At 63.6% G+C, this 16,682-nt stretch carries 18 protein-coding genes; 5 read left to right on the forward strand and 13 right to left on the reverse strand.

Annotated features, from left to right (window positions below; translation table 11 throughout):
• Positions 1-4 precede the first annotated feature (4 nt).
• From atpG to CEW83_RS15130, 3 genes are read left to right on the forward strand one after another with little or no spacing between them, the layout of a single operon-like run.
• The gene (atpG, locus tag CEW83_RS15120) at positions 5-874 is read left to right on the forward strand and encodes a F0F1 ATP synthase subunit gamma (RefSeq protein ID WP_108950074.1); all 870 of its coding nucleotides are present in this window, start codon (positions 5-7) and stop codon (positions 872-874) included.
• 25 nt (positions 875-899) lie between these two features.
• Positions 900-2,300 (forward strand): F0F1 ATP synthase subunit beta, encoded by a 1,401-nt coding sequence (atpD, locus tag CEW83_RS15125; protein WP_108950075.1) that lies wholly within the window; start codon positions 900-902, stop codon positions 2,298-2,300.
• A gap of 52 nt (positions 2,301-2,352) precedes the next feature.
• Positions 2,353-2,775, forward strand: coding sequence for a F0F1 ATP synthase subunit epsilon (locus tag CEW83_RS15130; RefSeq protein ID WP_108950076.1), 423 nt, complete (start codon positions 2,353-2,355; stop codon positions 2,773-2,775).
• A 100-nt stretch (positions 2,776-2,875) separates the two neighbouring features.
• Here the strand turns inward: CEW83_RS15130 and CEW83_RS15135 are convergent, their stop codons facing one another.
• Genes CEW83_RS15135 through CEW83_RS15150 form a run of 4 tightly spaced genes read right to left on the reverse strand, consistent with a single transcriptional unit; the run spans position 2,876 to position 5,553 of the window.
• On the reverse strand, positions 2,876-3,469 hold the full coding sequence (locus CEW83_RS15135; RefSeq protein WP_108950077.1) for a ubiquinone biosynthesis accessory factor UbiJ: 594 nt from the start codon (positions 3,467-3,469) through the stop codon (positions 2,876-2,878).
• Between the two features lie 44 nt (positions 3,470-3,513).
• Positions 3,514-4,362, reverse strand: a complete 849-nt coding sequence (locus CEW83_RS15140) for a Tim44 domain-containing protein (protein WP_108950078.1) — start codon at positions 4,360-4,362, stop codon at positions 3,514-3,516.
• Positions 4,363-4,382: 20 nt separating this feature from the next.
• On the reverse strand, positions 4,383-5,120 hold the full coding sequence (gene ubiE, locus CEW83_RS15145) for a bifunctional demethylmenaquinone methyltransferase/2-methoxy-6-polyprenyl-1,4-benzoquinol methylase UbiE (RefSeq protein WP_108950079.1): 738 nt from the start codon (positions 5,118-5,120) through the stop codon (positions 4,383-4,385).
• A gap of 7 nt (positions 5,121-5,127) precedes the next feature.
• Positions 5,128-5,553, reverse strand: a complete 426-nt coding sequence (locus CEW83_RS15150) for a gamma-butyrobetaine hydroxylase-like domain-containing protein (protein WP_108950080.1) — start codon at positions 5,551-5,553, stop codon at positions 5,128-5,130.
• 176 nt (positions 5,554-5,729) lie between these two features.
• Here CEW83_RS15150 and phoB point away from each other — a divergent pair, with 176 nt between their 5' ends.
• Both phoB and phoR read left to right on the forward strand, forming a co-directional pair.
• Positions 5,730-6,440, forward strand: coding sequence for a phosphate regulon transcriptional regulator PhoB (gene phoB, locus CEW83_RS15155; protein ID WP_108950081.1), 711 nt, complete (start codon positions 5,730-5,732; stop codon positions 6,438-6,440).
• 41 nt (positions 6,441-6,481) lie between these two features.
• Positions 6,482-7,792: a phosphate regulon sensor histidine kinase PhoR gene (phoR, locus tag CEW83_RS15160; protein ID WP_199915135.1), complete on the forward strand. Its 1,311-nt coding sequence runs from the start codon at positions 6,482-6,484 to the stop codon at positions 7,790-7,792.
• On the opposite strand, the gene CEW83_RS15165 is transcribed toward phoR, so the two are convergent.
• From CEW83_RS15165 to gatC, 9 genes are all read right to left on the reverse strand, one after another.
• Complete coding sequence (locus CEW83_RS15165; protein ID WP_108950082.1) at positions 7,770-9,377, reverse strand: hypothetical protein; 1,608 nt, start codon at positions 9,375-9,377, stop codon at positions 7,770-7,772. The genes phoR and CEW83_RS15165 overlap by 23 nt on opposite strands.
• Positions 9,378-9,407: 30 nt before the next feature.
• Entirely contained in the window at positions 9,408-9,827 is a 420-nt protein-coding gene (locus CEW83_RS15170) for an HIT family protein (RefSeq protein ID WP_108950083.1), read from the reverse strand.
• 72 nt (positions 9,828-9,899) lie between these two features.
• The gene (locus tag CEW83_RS15175) at positions 9,900-10,724 is read right to left on the reverse strand and encodes a class II glutamine amidotransferase (protein WP_108950084.1); all 825 of its coding nucleotides are present in this window, start codon (positions 10,722-10,724) and stop codon (positions 9,900-9,902) included.
• 66 nt (positions 10,725-10,790) lie between these two features.
• Complete coding sequence (locus CEW83_RS15180) at positions 10,791-11,879, reverse strand: YeeE/YedE family protein (RefSeq protein ID WP_108951453.1); 1,089 nt, start codon at positions 11,877-11,879, stop codon at positions 10,791-10,793.
• A 166-nt stretch (positions 11,880-12,045) separates the two neighbouring features.
• Positions 12,046-12,564, reverse strand: coding sequence for a DUF3617 domain-containing protein (locus CEW83_RS15185; protein WP_159099471.1), 519 nt, complete (start codon positions 12,562-12,564; stop codon positions 12,046-12,048).
• 194 nt (positions 12,565-12,758) lie between these two features.
• Positions 12,759-14,231, reverse strand: a complete 1,473-nt coding sequence (gene gatB, locus CEW83_RS15190; protein ID WP_108950086.1) for an Asp-tRNA(Asn)/Glu-tRNA(Gln) amidotransferase subunit GatB — start codon at positions 14,229-14,231, stop codon at positions 12,759-12,761.
• A gap of 24 nt (positions 14,232-14,255) precedes the next feature.
• Positions 14,256-14,747, reverse strand: a complete 492-nt coding sequence (locus CEW83_RS15195) for a hypothetical protein (RefSeq protein ID WP_108951454.1) — start codon at positions 14,745-14,747, stop codon at positions 14,256-14,258.
• Between the two features lie 7 nt (positions 14,748-14,754).
• Positions 14,755-16,227, reverse strand: coding sequence for an Asp-tRNA(Asn)/Glu-tRNA(Gln) amidotransferase subunit GatA (gene gatA, locus CEW83_RS15200; protein ID WP_108950087.1), 1,473 nt, complete (start codon positions 16,225-16,227; stop codon positions 14,755-14,757).
• Between the two features lie 79 nt (positions 16,228-16,306).
• The gene (gatC, locus tag CEW83_RS15205) at positions 16,307-16,594 is read right to left on the reverse strand and encodes an Asp-tRNA(Asn)/Glu-tRNA(Gln) amidotransferase subunit GatC (protein ID WP_108950088.1); all 288 of its coding nucleotides are present in this window, start codon (positions 16,592-16,594) and stop codon (positions 16,307-16,309) included.
• Positions 16,595-16,682: the final 88 nt, after the last annotated feature.

The raw sequence follows: 16,682 nt of genomic DNA on the forward strand, positions 1-16,682 counted from the left end.
GAATATGGCTAGCGGTAAGGAAATCCGTACCAAGATCAAGAGCGTGCAAAACACGCGCAAGATCACCAAGGCCATGGAAATGGTGGCCGCATCCAAAATGCGCAAGGCGCAGGACCGGATGCGCTCTGCCCGACCCTATGCCGAAAAGATCCGCCGACTCGCCGCGAACCTGTCTCAGGCCAATGTAACTGAATACCAACACCCCTTCCTGGTCCGCAAGGACCAGGTCAAGCGGGTGGGCTTGATTCTGGTGACGACCGATAAGGGCCTTTGTGGCGGCATGAACACCAACGTCCAGCGCGTAGCCGTGACTGCGATGAAGGAATGGGAAGCCGCTGGTGCAACCGAGATCCGTGCCTGCTGCATCGGCAACAAGGGTTTCGGTTTCATGCAAAGGGTGGGCGCCAAGGTTGCTTCGCATGTCGTGCAGTTGGGCGACACGCCGCACCTTGAAAAGCTCATCGGCCCGGTCAAGGTGATGCTCGATGCTTTCCAGAACGGCGAGCTCGACGCGGTCTACGTGGTCTATACCCGTTTCATCAATACGATGAAGCAGGAACCCATGCTCGAACAGCTGCTGCCGCTGACCGGCGAGAAGCTGGGTACGCCCGACACTTCGTGGGACTACCTCTACGAGCCCGATCCGCAAGTCGTGATCGACGAAATGCTGGTGCGTTACGTCGAAGCGCTGGTGTATCAGGCAGTGGCCGAGAGCATGGCTTCCGAGCAGAGCGCACGTATGGTGGCAATGAAGGCTGCTTCCGACAATGCGAAGAACGTGATTGGCGAGCTTCAGCTGGTCTACAACAAGACCCGCCAGGCCGCGATCACCAAAGAGCTGTCGGAAATCGTCAGCGGCGCCGCGGCGGTCTAACGGATTATTGAATTAAGGAAAAACGATGAGTACTGGTACGATCGTTCAGTGCATCGGCGCGGTGGTGGACATTCAGTTCCCGCGCGACGCGATGCCCAAGATTTATGAGGCTCTGAAGCTCGAAGACGCTGCCAACTCCTTTGCCGAAGACGGCTTGACCTTCGAGGTCCAGCAGCAACTCGGCGATGGCGTGGTGCGTACCATTGCGATGGGCTCGTCCGATGGCCTGCGCCGCGGAATGAAGGTTGGCAGCACCGGCGCCGGCATCTCGGTTCCGGTCGGTGAAGGCACCCTCGGCCGCATCATGGACGTGCTGGGTCGCCCGATCGACGAAGCTGGTCCGATCGAATGCGAAGAGAAGCGTCAGATTCACCAGAAGGCACCGAAGTTCGACGAACTTTCGCCTTCAGTCGAACTGCTCGAAACCGGCATCAAGGTTATCGATCTGATCTGCCCGTTCGCCAAGGGCGGTAAGGTCGGCCTGTTCGGCGGCGCCGGTGTGGGCAAGACGGTGAACATGATGGAACTCATCAACAACATCGCCAAGCAGCACGCAGGTCTGTCGGTGTTTGCTGGTGTGGGTGAGCGTACTCGTGAGGGTAACGACTTCTACCACGAGATGAAGGACTCCAACGTTCTCGACAAGGTTGCGATGGTGTTCGGTCAGATGAACGAACCTCCGGGCAACCGTCTGCGCGTGGCGCTGACCGGCCTGACGATGGCCGAGCGTTTCCGTGACGACGGCCGCGACATCCTGTTCTTCGTGGATAACATCTACCGCTACACGCTGGCCGGTACCGAAGTGTCCGCACTGCTGGGCCGTATGCCTTCTGCCGTGGGCTATCAGCCGACGCTGGCTGAAGAAATGGGCCGTCTGCAAGAGCGTATTACCTCGACCAAGGTGGGTTCGATTACCTCCATCCAGGCCGTGTATGTGCCTGCGGATGACTTGACCGACCCGTCGCCTGCAACGACCTTCCTGCACCTCGACTCCACCGTCGTGCTGTCGCGTGACATCGCCGCTCTGGGTATCTACCCGGCCGTCGATCCGCTCGACTCCACCAGCCGCCAGCTCGACCCGCTGGTTGTGGGTGAAGAGCACTACAACGTGGCTCGTCAGGTTCAGCAGACGCTGCAGAAGTACAAGGAACTGCGTGACATCATCGCGATTCTGGGCATGGACGAACTGTCTCCCGAAGACAAGCTCGCCGTGGGCCGTGCGCGTAAGATCCAGCGCTTCCTGTCGCAGCCCTTCCACGTTGCGGAAGTCTTCACCGGTTCGCCCGGCAAGTACGTGACCCTCAACGACACGATCAAGGGCTTCAAGATGATCGTGAGCGGCGAGTGTGACTCCATGCCCGAACAGGCTTTCTACATGGTCGGCGGCATCGAAGAGGCCATCGAGAAAGCGAAGAAGCTCCAGTAATTCGCTCACCCGCGCGGCGATCTCCGTCGCGCGGAATTGAAGAGGACATACCATGGCTATGACGGTTCACGTAGACATCGTCAGTGCGGAAGAGCAGATTTTTTCCGGGCTGGCGGAGTTCGTCGCGCTGCCTGGCGAGGCGGGTGAACTCGGCATCCTGCCCGGACACATGCCGCTGATGACCCGGATCAGACCGGGTGCGGTACGGGTCAAGGTTCCGAATCAGGCGGAAGAAGAGCTGGTCTTTGTTGCTGGCGGCATCCTTGAGGTTCAGCCCGGTCTGGTGACCGTGCTGGCAGACACCGCGATTCGCGGCAAGGATCTCGACGAAGCGAAGGCACTGGAAGCCAAGCGCAAGGCAGAAGAAGCGCTTTCCAACCAGAGCGCCCAGCTTGACTACGCCAAGGCACAGGCTGAACTGAGCGAGGCGATTGCTCAGATCGCAGCGATCCAGAAGCTGCGCAAGCGCAGCTGAGCATCACCGAGCCGCGCTGAATGCGGCAAGGTGAAAAAAAGGCAGCCGATCCGGCTGCCTTTTTTACGTCTGTCGCTTGCGTGCCATTCACGGCGACTGTTCAGCGTCGTGCGCGCCCGGTGCGCTGCCCAAGGCGGTCGATACGCTTCTCCAGCCGTGCCACCGCGTCACGAAAACCGCGGATGTCGTCATCGAAGGTCGCGACCATCGGTTTCGAGGTCAGTATCGGCTGTTCCTCGGTCAGGTATTCCACGGTGTTCCCGCTGAGGCTGGCGGCAAGCCGTTGCTGTGCCTTGCCAAGGGCAATGCCGGTGCTGACGATGCGATGAGCGGCAATATCCCCCACGACGCGGGAAAGGTCCTCTTCGAGGTCCCAGCGCAGGTGGCGGAATACAAAGCCCAGTGCATCGGCAAATTCGGCGTTGCCCGTGATGCGCACCTGGGACATCAAGGCCTCGATGCCACCGTTCAGGGCGCGCGGAGACGCGCTCAGCGGCAGCTGCAGGCTTACGTCGGGTGACTCATCGCTGCTGCAGGCAGCGAAATGACCCTCGGCCGTGATCGAGAAGTCGATTGAAACCGGAGAAATGTCCAGCCGTGCCCGTTTTCCGGCATGAGGCTGCAGTCGGCTGCGCGCCCAGCCAGACTGGGCAAGCAGATGGTTGGCGCCAGAGATAAAGAGGCTGTCGATCATGTAAGTACGGGGGCCTGGGCCCCCGTTTCTTCGTGTGTGTGGAATCAGTTGGCTTGCTGAATGCCGGCAACACGCCAGCCGGCATCGCCGCTGACCGGCTTCACGAGGTGCCAGACTTCATCGAGTGCGGCGGGCGCAGCTGCTTCGTCCTCGCGCAGGAGTCCGGTGAAGCGAACGCTGACGATGTAGCGATCGCTTTCTTCTACGACCTCGATCACTTCCGCGTTGAGCTCAACGACGTCAGTGCGTTGCGGTGCGTCGCCACGCTCGGCGATCTGCACGCTGATCTCTGCATACACTTCGGGCGTGGTGAACTCGCGCAAGTCTTCAAGGTTTGCCGAGTCGTTGGCAGTCTGAAGGCGGATGAAGTTCAGCTTGGCCTGACGGGCAAAGCCTTCGGCATCAAAGTTCGCCACAGCCGGCGATGCAAGCGGTGCGCCGGTCGACGCGCCGCCCGCAGGCATTGCCGGAGCGTTCTGCGGGTTGAGCGGGCTTGCACCCTGTCCCTGCGTCGCACCGGCGTACTGCATGCCCCGGGCCTGCGGCGAAGCGCCACGACGGAACAGGAACTTGAACAGCATCACGCCAGCGACGGCGAGCAGGGCGATCATGACGAAGTTGGCGAAACCCTCACCCATGCCAAGGCTGGAGAACAATGCGGCGAGGCCAAGACCGGCTGCCAGACCGGCAATCGGACCCATCCACGAACGACGGGGCTGTGCGGCGGCGGCTGCAGGAGGCGCTGCAGACGGACGCGTGGGTGACACTGCGGGCGGCGTTGAGCGCTTCATGCCGAAGCTGCTGCCACCGCCAAGGCGTTTCGCCTCGGCTTCAGGCGCCGCGATGCCGAAGGTGAAAATCACCATCACCAGGGAAAGGAAGAGGTGCTTCATTGTTCTTGAGTCTCCGTTGATCAAAGTTTGTAGCCACGGTGCAAGGCGACGACGCCCGCGCTGAGGTTGAAGTAGTCGACACGCTGAAGGCCAGCTTGTTCCATCATGGTCTTAAGTTCTTCCTGACCCGGGTGCATGCGGATGGATTCGGCCAGGTAACGGTAGCTGTCGGCATCGTCGGCGACCTTGTTGCCCATCCACGGCAGAAGCTTGAAGGAGTACAGGTCGTACACCGGAGCGAGCGGTTTCCACACCTTTGAAAACTCGAGTACGAGCAGGCGTCCGCCCGGGCGCAGCACGCGCCGCATCTCGGCCAGGGCGACATCCTTGTGGGTCATGTTGCGCAGTCCGAAAGCAACCGTGACGCAATCGAACCAGTCGTCCGGAAAGGGCAGCTTCTCTGCGTTGCACTGTGCCACGGGCAGGGGGAAACCCTTGTCGACAACGCGGTCGCGGCCACGGGAGAGCATCGCATGGTTGATGTCGGTGAGCCACACCTGTCCGCGCTCGCCGACCTTGCGTGCGAAGGCGAGGGAGAGGTCGGCAGTGCCGCCGGCAACGTCGAGGACGCGGTCGCCGCTACGCACGCCGGAAATCTGGATGGTGAACGCCTTCCAGATCCGGTGCAGGCCGAACGACATCAGGTCGTTCATCACGTCGTACTTCTGTGCGACCGACGAGAACACCTCGGCGACTTTTTTCTGTTTCTGCTCTTCGGCGACGGTCTCGAAGCCGAAGTGGGTGGTGTTTTCTTTCATGGCGATATCAGTGATGGTGGCTGCCGCAACCGCCCTTGGGCGCTGGCGGCGGGACGAGTGCCGGGTCCCGGGTTCCATGGTCCCGCTCGAGGCGCTCGAGGTAGTCCTGCCACATTTCGGTCTGATTGCGACCGAGCAGGTAGAGGTAGTCCCAGGAGTAGAGTCCGCTGTCGTGACCGTCATCGAAGACGGGCTTGATCGCATAGTTGCCGACGGGCTCGAGCGCAACGACGTCGACGTCGCGTTTGCCCTGCTGCAGCGTTTCCTGCCCTGCGCCATGACCGCGCACCTCTGCCGAAGGCGAGTAGACGCGCAGGAATTCGAAGGGAAGTTCGAACAGGCTGCCGTCGTCAAACGCAATTTCAAGCTTGCGTGACTTGCTGTGCAAGGTGATTGCGGTGGGAAGAGGGGTGTCCTTGTCGAGTCCGGCCATCACTGAGTGCCTCAAAGTGGGAGGTCAATGATACCTGATTCGGCCTCCGGCCAAGACCGGGGCAGCACCGCCGGCACCCCGCCGGACGCGGGCTCCGCTGTTTCACTGTGATGACGTGTCATCAAAACTTCAAACTGCTGAAATACACTCTGCGGAATCAAAGGGAGTCACTGCTTATGCCTGCCAACATTCTGCTGGTCGAAGACGAACCTGCAATCCAGGAACTGATCGCTGCGAATCTCGCCCGCGCGGGTCATCATGTCGTGCGTGCCTCGGACGCCGAAACGGCGCAGCGCATCGTGCGCGACGCCTTGCCCGATCTGGTGCTGCTCGACTGGATGCTGCCGGGGGCGTCCGGCATGGACTTCGCACGCCGCTTGCGCGCAGACGAGCGTACCCGGAGCATCCCGATCATCATGCTGACCGCCCGTGGCGAGGAGCAGGACAAGGTGAGCGGGCTGGAAACCGGTGCCGACGACTACATCACCAAGCCCTTCAGCCCGCGCGAACTGGTGGCGCGCATCAAGGCGGTCCTGCGCAGGCGCGCGCCGCAGGCGACCGAGGACCCCGTCGAGCTGGGTGGCCTGAGGCTGGACCCCGAAACTCACAGGGTGACGGCGGGTGAGCAGGCGCTGTCCCTGGGTCCGACCGAGTTCCGCCTGCTGCACTTCCTGATGACCCATCCGGAGCGGGTGCACTCGCGTGCGCAATTGCTCGATCAGGTGTGGGGCGACCACGTCTTTGTCGAAGAGCGCACGGTCGATGTGCATATCCGTCGTCTGCGCTGTGCACTCGAGCCTTCGCGGCACGACGCGCTGGTGCAGACGGTCCGCGGCAGCGGTTATCGCTTTTCGGCTCAGGCGGACCTCGCGCCCGCCGTGCGATAATCGGACGGCATCGAGAAACAGGGAGCGTCATCATTCGACCCGTGCGTTACTTATGGACCGGCGTGCTGTCGGCGTTGTGTCTCCTGGCACTGGTCTCGGCCGCGGTCGCCCTCTTTGCCGGTGTGACCTGGGGGCTGACCGCCTTCATCGTGGGGGTGCTGCTCCTGCTCGGCTGGCACGTGCATAACCTGATCCGGCTCGTCATGTGGAGCCGTGAGCCAATCGGTACGCCGGTGCCGCGCGCGGCCGGGAGCTGGGGGCAGGTCTTTGCCGAACTGAATCGCCGATCGCGGGTGTCGTACGACATGCGCGAACGTCTGTCGTCTGCACTTGAGCGTTTCCATGACGCCAGCCAGGCCATGCCGGACGGGGTGCTGTATCTCTCCGACAGCGACACGATCGAATGGATCAACCTCAAGGCCGAGCAGCACTTCGGCCTCGATCACACGCGCGACATCGGTGCGCCGGTCACCAATCTGGTTCGCCAGCCCGAGTTCGTACATTACCTGCAGGCTGGCAAGCACGACGAACCCCTGATCATGACGTCCGGACGCCGCAGCGGCCTGACGCTGCAGGTTCAGATCATTCCCTTTGGCGACGACCAGCAGATGGTACTGTCGCGCGACATCTCGCAACTCGAGCGCCTCGAAACCATGCGGCGCGACTTCGTGGCCAATGTCTCGCATGAGTTGCGCACGCCATTGACCGTCATTGGCGGCTTTCTCGAGACCCTGGTCGACGGTCTGGACGACTACGAGCGGGAGGATGTCATGCGCTTCCTGCGCCTTGCGCTCGACCAGTCGTCACGCATGGGGCGTCTGATCGACGACCTGCTGACATTGTCAGCGCTGGAAACGGGGGCGCCGGCACCGGCCGAAGAGAGGATCGATGTCGCCGCGCTGATGCAGGAAATCCATGAGGACACCGAACTGCTGTCTGCCGGACGCCACACGGTGACGCTGCAGATGGAGGGTGACGGTGTGCTGCTGGGCAGCGGCAAGGAGATCCACAGCGCGTTCTCCAATCTGGCGAGCAACGCGGTGCGCTACACGCCAGAGGGTGGAAAGATTGATCTCGTGTGGCGCGTTGATGCTCAGGGTGCGGAGTTCTCGGTGCGGGATACCGGCATCGGCGTCGATCCGATTCATATTCCGCGTCTGACCGAGCGTTTCTATCGTGTCGACCGCGGGCGCTCGCGCGAAACCGGGGGCACGGGCCTTGGTCTGGCGATCGTCAAGCACATCCTGACGCGCCACCAGGCCGATCTCAGGGTCAGCAGCAAGCAGGGTGAAGGCAGCGTGTTCAGCGTCCGTCTGCCCCCTGCAAGGCTTATGGCGCTTCCGGCGCGATAGCCTCGAAACGCACCTGGTCGAAATTGGCGCCCTTGAGTGCATCCTTGCTGAGTCGCAACTGGGTGCTCTTGCCGCCGTCGAATACTTCCACCACCCGGTTCTGCCGGTACCAGCCGGCGGGCAGAATCAGCGAGTTTTCGACCTTGAGCCCCTTGTTGGCCGGGATGAGGAAGGCCTGCTGGTAGGGCTCGCGTTGCCCCGGGCGTGAGGCGAGCGGACGTGCTGCCACGACCCGAGGCACGCCGGGCAATACATACACGCCGATCTCAAGCACCCCGTCGTCACGGTACATCAGCCAGCTGACCTGACCGAGCAGAAAGTACTCGCCGTCCAGCGGCTTGAGTCCGACCAGCTGATGGTGCTCCAGCCTTTCCGCGTGCGGTCTTTGCTCCAGGCGGAAGCCACCGACTGACTGATCGAGCAGGTTCCAGCGCTCGCACACCAGGCCCAGCTTCTCGGCATCGCTTCGATGACTGGCGCCGTGGAGCTTGCTAGGGGCTTCCGGTGCGCGTTCACCGAAAGTCATCAGCGCCATGTCGCTCTTGAAGCTGGTGGTCAGTCCGTAGCTGCGCGGCTGTTCGAACAATCTGCCCTGAATGTGAAAGCCGATGGCGAGCCAGTCGCTGGTCAGCTCGACCTGGCCGCGGCTGCCGCGGCGCGGAAAGCGACGTCCGGCCGAGGCCAGGCCCCACGGCCGATAGAGCGATACCAGCAGGCGGGCGCTGGTGTCGAGCGTGCAGTCGTCACCGAGCCCGAGCGAGGCCGGTGTCACGCCCTGCTTGAACTGGGTGAACACTGCCTGGATCTGGCCCGCCAGCTTGCTGCCATCGAAACTGCGCAAGCCGATGCTCTTGTTCAGGAGGCCGAGCGGACGCAGGCCGTGGTCTGCGCCGAGGTCGAGCCCATAGACCGTAGGCTTGCGCCCTTCGGTCTCGGTGTCGAGGCTGCAGTACGGCGCGAAACGCTGTGCCCAGCGGCAGATCCAGAGCAGTTCATGGCCGGTGCGGCCGAACGGGTTGGCCAGATCAACCAGCAGGATGGCGATATAGGCCTCCATCGGGCTCTGGGCTTTCCACAGCGTATTGAGCGGGTCCGAGACCCGGGCCCGGAGCAGGCCGGTGCTTTCGGCTGCGGCAAAACTCTCGTGAACCTCGGTCCAGAGCCCTGCCGGCAGGGAGCGGTGCGCCCGGAAATACTCGATCAGCACCTGGCCCGCGTAGTGCACCCGGCGTTGAGCGAGCAGGGCGCGCTGATCCTCGAGCGTGCCCATCTGTGCGTCGTGGCGCGCGATCTGTGCATACGAGCGGGCCAGGTTGTGCCACAGGTTTACGACCTCGAGCAGGGTGCCATTCTCTTCGCTGTCCGGCGGCAGCGGATGGTCTGCGTAGCGGCTGCTCATGTCGGCCTGGATACGGGCAATGACCGGGCGCGCAGCCTCGAGCACTTCAAGATGCTGATTCGGAGCGGGAAGCGCGTCGAGGAGGCCACCTACGATCTTCGACAGTACGGCATGGGTCTCGTCGACCTTGCTCAGCTGCAGGCTTGGCAGCAGGCTCAGGCATTCGGCGGGGTTGCGGTAGTCCATGGAAGCTCCGGATGCGGGTGTCGGCAGTGGTCAGTAGGCAGTGCGTGCAAGCAGTTCGTGGGTGATCGTGGACGCCAGTGTGGCAGCGTCGGGTGCTGCGTGGGGCTGCCCGGGTCGTTGCTCGCGACCCCAGACCGGCTCCGGGAAGTGGCGGTCGTCAGTGAAGCGCGGAATCACATGCCAGTGCAGGTGCGGCACCATGTTGCCAAAGCTCGCAAGGTTGATCTTGGCCGGCTGCATCAGGGTGCGAAGCGCACATTCGGTCGCCAGTACAACGTCAAGCAGGTGTGCTTGATCAGCATGCCGAAGATCGGTCATCTCGGCAACGTGCGCCTTCCAGATCACCCGGCAGAAACCGGGATAGTCGGCATCGTCCACGCCGATGACGCGGCAGAACTCGTCCTGCCAGATGATCCTGTCTCGGGTGCTGCTGCATAGTGGGCAATCCATTACAACCTCAATCCGGCAACAAGCTCGCAAGCCCGTACTTTAGCGCGTCTGCATTGCACCGATAAGGAAGATTTACGCGCTTGGAGACAGTCCGGTGCCGATTTCCGCTGCGACGGTCGAGGTTTCGCCAAGTGCGACAGGCGCGCCGAGATGGAAGGCCTGCAAGGTGCCGGGGGGGATGGACTGCCAGGTTTCGTTGTCGGTCAGCGGCGTGGTGGCGATGACCGCCACGCGGTCGTCGGGCGTGGTGACCTCGTTGAAGTCGACGGCGAGGTCTTCATCAGACAGGTGGGCCACCGGAAACGGCGACTGCCGTATGACGTAGACCAGGCGCGAAGAACTGTGTGCAAAGAGGTAGTCGCCGTCGGAGAGCAGGAAGTTGAATTCGCCATGGCGCCCGATCTCGATGGAGATCGTCCTCAGTGCCGCATGCAGCTCGTGCGGTGAGGGCGCAGCATCGGGAAAGCGCTGCGCCAGTGCATCCAGGATGTGGCAGAACGCATGCTCGGAGTCGGTAGAGCCCACTGGCAGGAAGCGTCCCGAGAGAGATGGCTGGTAGCCGCACAGGTTGCCGTTGTGGGCAAAAATCCAGTATCGCCCCCATAGTTCACGCTGGAAGGGGTGGGTGTTCTCCAGGTGAATCTGTCCCTGGGTTGCCTTGCGGATGTGGGCGATGACATTGAGCGAGCGGATCGGGTAGCGCCGCACCAGTTCGGCGACCGGAGAGTCGGCGCTGGCGCAGGGCTCGAGAAAGACGCGCGCGCCACGCCCCTCGAAGAATGCAATCCCCCAGCCGTCACGATGGTGGTCGGTCAGCCCGCCACGGGCGCGGAAGCCCGCGAAGGAAAAACAGATGTCGGTCGGTACATTGCAGTTCATTCCGAGCAGCTGGCACATGGGGAGGCATTTCCTGCTTTCTTTGTATGCCTCCGATTATAGCGTTGCGCTGCCCGGGGCGCCGTTTCAGGGGCTGACGGCGGCAGCCGGCAGGGGGTGGGGCGCGAGCTTGCGGTCGATCACCCAGTCGGTCAGGCTGGCGCCGGCCCACATCCCCGACAGGGTCACCCAGGCGGTTACCGCAAACACCGATGCGCCCGAGATCCCGGCACCCACTGCACAGCCGCCGGCCAGCATGCCGCCAAAGCCCATCAGCAGGGCGCCGACGATGTAGCGGCGCATCGCGTGTCCGCCCTGAAAGCCCTCGAGCTTGAGCTCGCGGCTCAGCAGGGCGGCAAGAAAGGAGCCGAGGAATACGCCCGGCACCATGCCGAGGTCGAAGTCGAGCAGTCTGCCTGGCGGCGACAGCACCAGCATCAGCACGTCGGCCGAGGGGCCGGTGAAGGACAGGCTCTTGATCGGGGTCGGATCGAAGGTGCGCGAAGACATCTCGTAGGTGAACCACCACGCGAGCGCCACCATCACGCCGGCGCCGAGGCCGCCCGCCCAGGCCCAGCCGGTGATGCGGTGGCGGCTGGCAAACCAGGCGCCTGCGAGCAACCACAACAGACCGAAGGCGAAACCGCCGCCGTGCCCGATGCCGACGTAAGCGAGCAGGTCGCGGGCGTTGCCGCCATCAATCGTCCACCACGTACCGATGGTTTCGCGCAGGGGTGAGAGGATGCCTGTCATCGACGCCTGTGCGGTGACCGCGAAGATCAGGCCGGAGAGCAGTGCGCGCAGGTTGCCATTTGCCGCCAGCACCAGCAGGCGGCTGGAGCAGCCACGGGCGAGGATCATGCCGGTACCGAACATCAGGCCGCCGATCAGCGCCCCCGACAGGCTGCCCTGGCTCGCGAGCTGGCGGACGTTGGCGGTATCGAAGCGTCCGGTGAGATGCAGCAGTTGCGTGACGATGATCGCGGCGGAGAAGGCCAGCAGCCAGACCGAGAGCTTGGCGCCGAGCTGTCCGCGCGCCACCTCGACCACGGCCGCGCGCAGGCAGAAACGTGAGCGTTGGGCGAAGGCGCCGAAAAGGGCGCCGATCAGCAGCCCGCCGAGCGCAAGGCTGCGATCTTCGCCCAGCCATTCGATGATGTCTGTCAGGTCCGGCATGATTGTCTCCATCACGCAGCGTCCGGCTTTGTTCAACCGGTATCGTCAGTATTGAAGCATATAAGAATGTACCGAATGAAAGGGGTGTGCATTGACGTTCCTCAACCCGTGAGTGGTCGTCTGTTGCGCAGCCGGACAGACCTGTTGCCGCAGCGCGGCGGGGGCGTCAGCGTACGTGCGGCATGTTCTTCATCAGTTCCTCGACGTTGATGCCGTTCATGCCCTGCATCATGACGTCGCCAGGCTTCTGTCCCTGCCTGCAGGCGCCCAGCCAGCGCGCATCCTGCTTCATCGTCATGGACTTCATGCCTTGCAGTGGCGGCGCATAGGTGCTGCGAATCTCGCCACTGTAGCGGTTCACGAAATCGCCCGAGAACACGCCCTCTATCGTTGCGGTGCTGCCCTCGACCTTGCACACCGCCTTGAACAGGATGCGGTCGCCGTCGCGGCGGTAGGACTTCTGTGCGCACTCGCCCCTGTCCTGCTGTGCGATGAGGTCGTCGGTCTGGGGGCCGACACACATGTTGAAGGTCTGTCCGATGCCGCCCATCTCTGCCATCGAGGTCTTCATCTCCCACAGGCCGGGCTTTCGTTTCGGCATGTCTGCCGGCATTTCGGCAAGGCTGGTGCCGATCCATGTGGTGCTCAGCACAAAGGTGAGGAGAAGGGATGACGAGGTGCGCATGAGGTCGGCTCCGCTGCTTGGTGACATCCCTGAAGCATAGTCAGCCCCGCAGCGAAAGGGAATCCGGCTGCCGGGCTGGGGTGAAACAGCGTGTACCGGTCGGGCGCGTCTGGCCGCGGATACATGCCCCGCCAAAGAAAAACGCCCGGCTGCCATCATGGCAACCGGGCGTCTCAGGCATCAGTGCAGCGGGATCAGCCGGCGAGCTTCTTGCGCAGCAAGTCGTTGACCTGGGCCGGGCTGGCCTTGCCCTTGCTGGCCTTCATCACCTGGCCGACCAGGGCGTTGAAGGCCTTCTCCTTGCCCGCGCGGAACTCCTCGACCGATTTCTGGTTGGCCGCCAGCACCTCGTCGATCATGGCTTCGATCGCGCCGCTGTCTGTGACCTGCTTCAGGCCCTGCTTGTCGATGACTTCGTCAGCGCTCGCGCCCTCACCATTCCACAGTGCTTCAAACACCTTGCGTGCGATGGCATTGGAGATGGTGTTGTCGGCGATGCGCGACACCAGCCCGGCGAGCTGGGCGGGCGCAACCGGGGAGGCTGCGATGTCGAGGTCGGCCTTGTTCAGGCGCGCGGCGAGCTCGCCCATGATCCAGTTGGCGCACAGCTTGGCCACCTGGGCGGCGTTGGCGCTGCCTGCCGCGTCCATCGCGGCCTGGAAATAGGCCGCGATTTCCTTGGAGGCGGTCAGCGCCGCAGCGTCGTAGGCGGACAGGCCGAGTTCGGCGATGAAGCGGTCCTTCATCGCCACCGGGAGTTCGGGCATTTCACTGCGCACGCGGTCGATCCAGACTTCGTCGATCACCAGCGGCAGCAGGTCGGGATCGGGGAAGTAGCGGTAGTCGTGCGCATCTTCCTTGGAGCGCATCATGCGTGTCTCGCCGGTGTCCGGGTCGAACAGCACGGTGGCCTGCTGGATGGTGCCGCCGTCCTCGATGGTGTCGATCTGCCACTGCACCTCGTAGTCGATGGCCTGCTGCAGGAAGCGGAAGGAGTTCAGGTTCTTGATCTCGCGCCGGGTGCCGAACTGTTCGGCGCCCCACTTGCGCACCGAGACGTTGGCGTCGCAGCGGAAGGAGCCTTCCTGCATGTTGCCGTCGCAGATATCGATCCAGCGCACCAGCGCGTGCAGGGCGCGGGCATAGGCCACGGCCTCGGCCGACGAGCGCATGTCGGGTTCGGAGACGATTTCGAGCAGCGGCGTGCCTGCGCGGTTGAGGTCGATGCCGCTCATGCCGTGGAAGTCTTCGTGCAGGCTCTTGCCGGCGTCTTCCTCGAGGTGGGCGCGGGTCAGCTGCACGGTCTTCTCGTAGGCGGATTCACCCTCGCCGACGCGGATGCTGATGGTGCCGCCCTGCACCACCGGCAGCTCGAACTGGCTGATCTGGTAGCCCTTGGGGAGGTCGGGGTAGAAGTAGTTCTTGCGCGCGAACACGCTCTTGGGCGCGATGTGCGAGCCGAGCGCGAGGCCGAGCCGGATCGCGCGTTCAACCGCGCCGCGGTTGAGCACCGGCAGCACGCCCGGCAGGGCGATATCCACTGCGCTGGCCTGCACATTGGGTTCGGCGCCGAAGGCGGTGCTGGTGCCGGAAAATATCTTGGAAGCGGTGTTGAGCTGGGCGTGAACTTCCAGGCCAATGACGACTTCCCAATCCGATCTGCTCATGTCTGTATCCGTTATTGCTGGCGGTCAGTTGCAGAGACCGCTCGGCCGATCCACCAGGATGGGCCATACGTAATCAAAGGTGTTGCGATCGCAGCGGCTGGCGCACTGGGCGAAGGCGACGGTGACCTGGTCGCCCTGTTCCCACATGCGCACAACGCAGCCATCGCTGGCCCGCAGTTCGACGTGGGGCTCCTTGCGTACCTGCTCGAAGTCGGCGAGATCAAAGTGGCAGCTGCCACGCTTGGGGACGCTGACCGAGGCCTTGAAGCGGCTGACTTCGGAGTAGCTGACGTCAAGCAGCGCACTTCCGCTGTATCCGACCTCGTCCTTGAAGCGGCAGTCGGCCTGGACGTTTAGCGGGCGGATCGGCATCGGCTTGAGCCGGCCGCCGGCCTCGGACGGGCGCTCCATGACGGTACCGGTATCCTGCTGGTAGACCGTCGGGGTGGCGCAGGCGGCCATCAGCACCGTGGCTGCAAGCGGCGTGAGGTAGCGGGAAAGCAGGCGGTGGATCATTGCGTTCTCACAGAACATCGGCGGGGCGCTGAAGATGCCAGTCGGTCGCCTGCTGGTACTGGTGGGCGGTCGCGAGCAGCTTGCCTTCGGCAAAATAATTGCCGATCAGCTGCATGCCCACGGGCAGCGAGCCGGCGCCAAAACCGCAGGGGTGGGACAGGCCGGGCAGGCCGGCGAGGTTCACCGCAATGGTGTAGATGTCGGCGAGGTACATCTGCACCGGATCGTCGCCCATCGCGCCCAGCGCCCACGCGGTGGTCGGGCTGGTGGGGCCGGCGATGACGTCGCATTCGCTCAGCGCCTTGCGGAAATCCTCGGCGATCAGGCGGCGCAGCTTCTGCGCCTGCAGGTAATAGGCGTCGTAGTAGCCGTGTGAGAGCACATAGGTGCCGACCAGGATGCGGCGCTTGACCTCGGCCCCGAAGCCTTCGGCGCGGCTCTTGCAGTACATGTCGTTGAGGTCGCCGTACTCGGCGGCACGATGACCGAAACGCACGCCGTCGAAGCGGCTCAGGTTGCTCGAGGCTTCGGCGGGCGCAATCACGTAATAGGCCGGGATGGCCAGCTTGGCGTTGGGCAGGCTGACCTCGACCGTGGTGGCGCCGAGTGCGCGGTATTGCTCGATGGCGGCGTCGATGGCGGCGCGTACTTCGTCGCTCATGCCGTCGGCGAAAAACTCGCGCGGCAGGCCGATGCGCAGGCCGGCAAGCGGCTTGTCCGAGCTGGCAGGCACAAGCGCGTCAGCGTAGTTCTCGGCCGGGCGGTCGAGGCTGGTTGAGTCGCGCGCATCGAAGCCGGTCATGGCCGACAGCAGCAGCGCACAGTCTTCGGCCGAGGCGCCGAATGCGCCGCCCTGGTCGAGGGACGAAGCGTAGGCGATCATGCCGTACCGGCTGACCGTGCCGTAAGTCGGCTTGATGCCGGTGACGCCGGTGAACGCGGCCGGCTGGCGCACCGAGCCACCGGTGTCGGTACCGGTCGCGATCGGTACCAGGCGCGCTGCGACCGCTGCGGCCGAGCCACCGGACGAGCCGCCGGGCACATGGCCGGGGTTCCACGGGTTGCGCGCCGGGCCGAAATGCGAGTTCTCGTTGGAGGAGCCCATTGCGAACTCGTCCATGTTGGTCTTGCCCAGGCTGACGGCGCCGGCGTTCTTCAGCAGCGACACGACGTGCGCGTCGTAGGGGCTGACGAAGTTTGAGAGCATCTTCGAGCCGCAGGTCGTGAGCACGCCCTCGGTGCAGAACACGTCCTTGTGGGCGAGCGGGATGCCCGTCAGGGGGCCGGCCTCGCCGCGGGCGATGCGCGCGTCGGCGGCACTGGCGGCGGCCAGCGCACCCTCACGGTCGATGGTGATGAAGGCGTTCAGCGTCGGATTGCGGGCCTCGATGCGGTCGAGGAAGAGCCCGGCGAGCTCGACGCTGGAAATCTGCTTGTCGTCCAGCGCGCTGCGCAGGGCGGAGAGTGACGCATTGATCATGTCGTGGCTGCTTGCTGATAGGATGGCCACGGGATGCACCCTGCACGCACGTGATGCGCGGCGGGCGCCCCGTGAAGGTTCATTCGATGACTTTGGGCACCAGGTAGAGCCCGGCCTCGGTCTGCGGAGCGACGGCCTGGAAGGCGGCGCGGCGATCGGATTCGGTCACGGCGTCGTCGCGCAGTCGGGTGGCGAGTTCCTGCGGATGGCTCATGGGCTCGATGCCGGTGGTGTCAACGGCCTGCATCTGCTCGATCAGGCCGAAAATGCCATCGAGCTTCGTGCGGGTGGCATCGATCTCGGTTTCGGAAATCGCAAGACGGGCTAGACGGGCGATGCGCCCGACCTGTTCATTGGTAAGCGACATGAAGTAACAAAACCTGCTGAATCCACAAAGGTTTGTAGGTTATCATAATCGCCTTTGGCCCTGCTCAGGGCCGGCCCCCTGCGGCGCA

The organism is Parazoarcus communis (assembly GCF_003111645.1).
GTDB lineage: Bacteria > Pseudomonadota > Gammaproteobacteria > Burkholderiales > Rhodocyclaceae > Parazoarcus > Parazoarcus communis_A.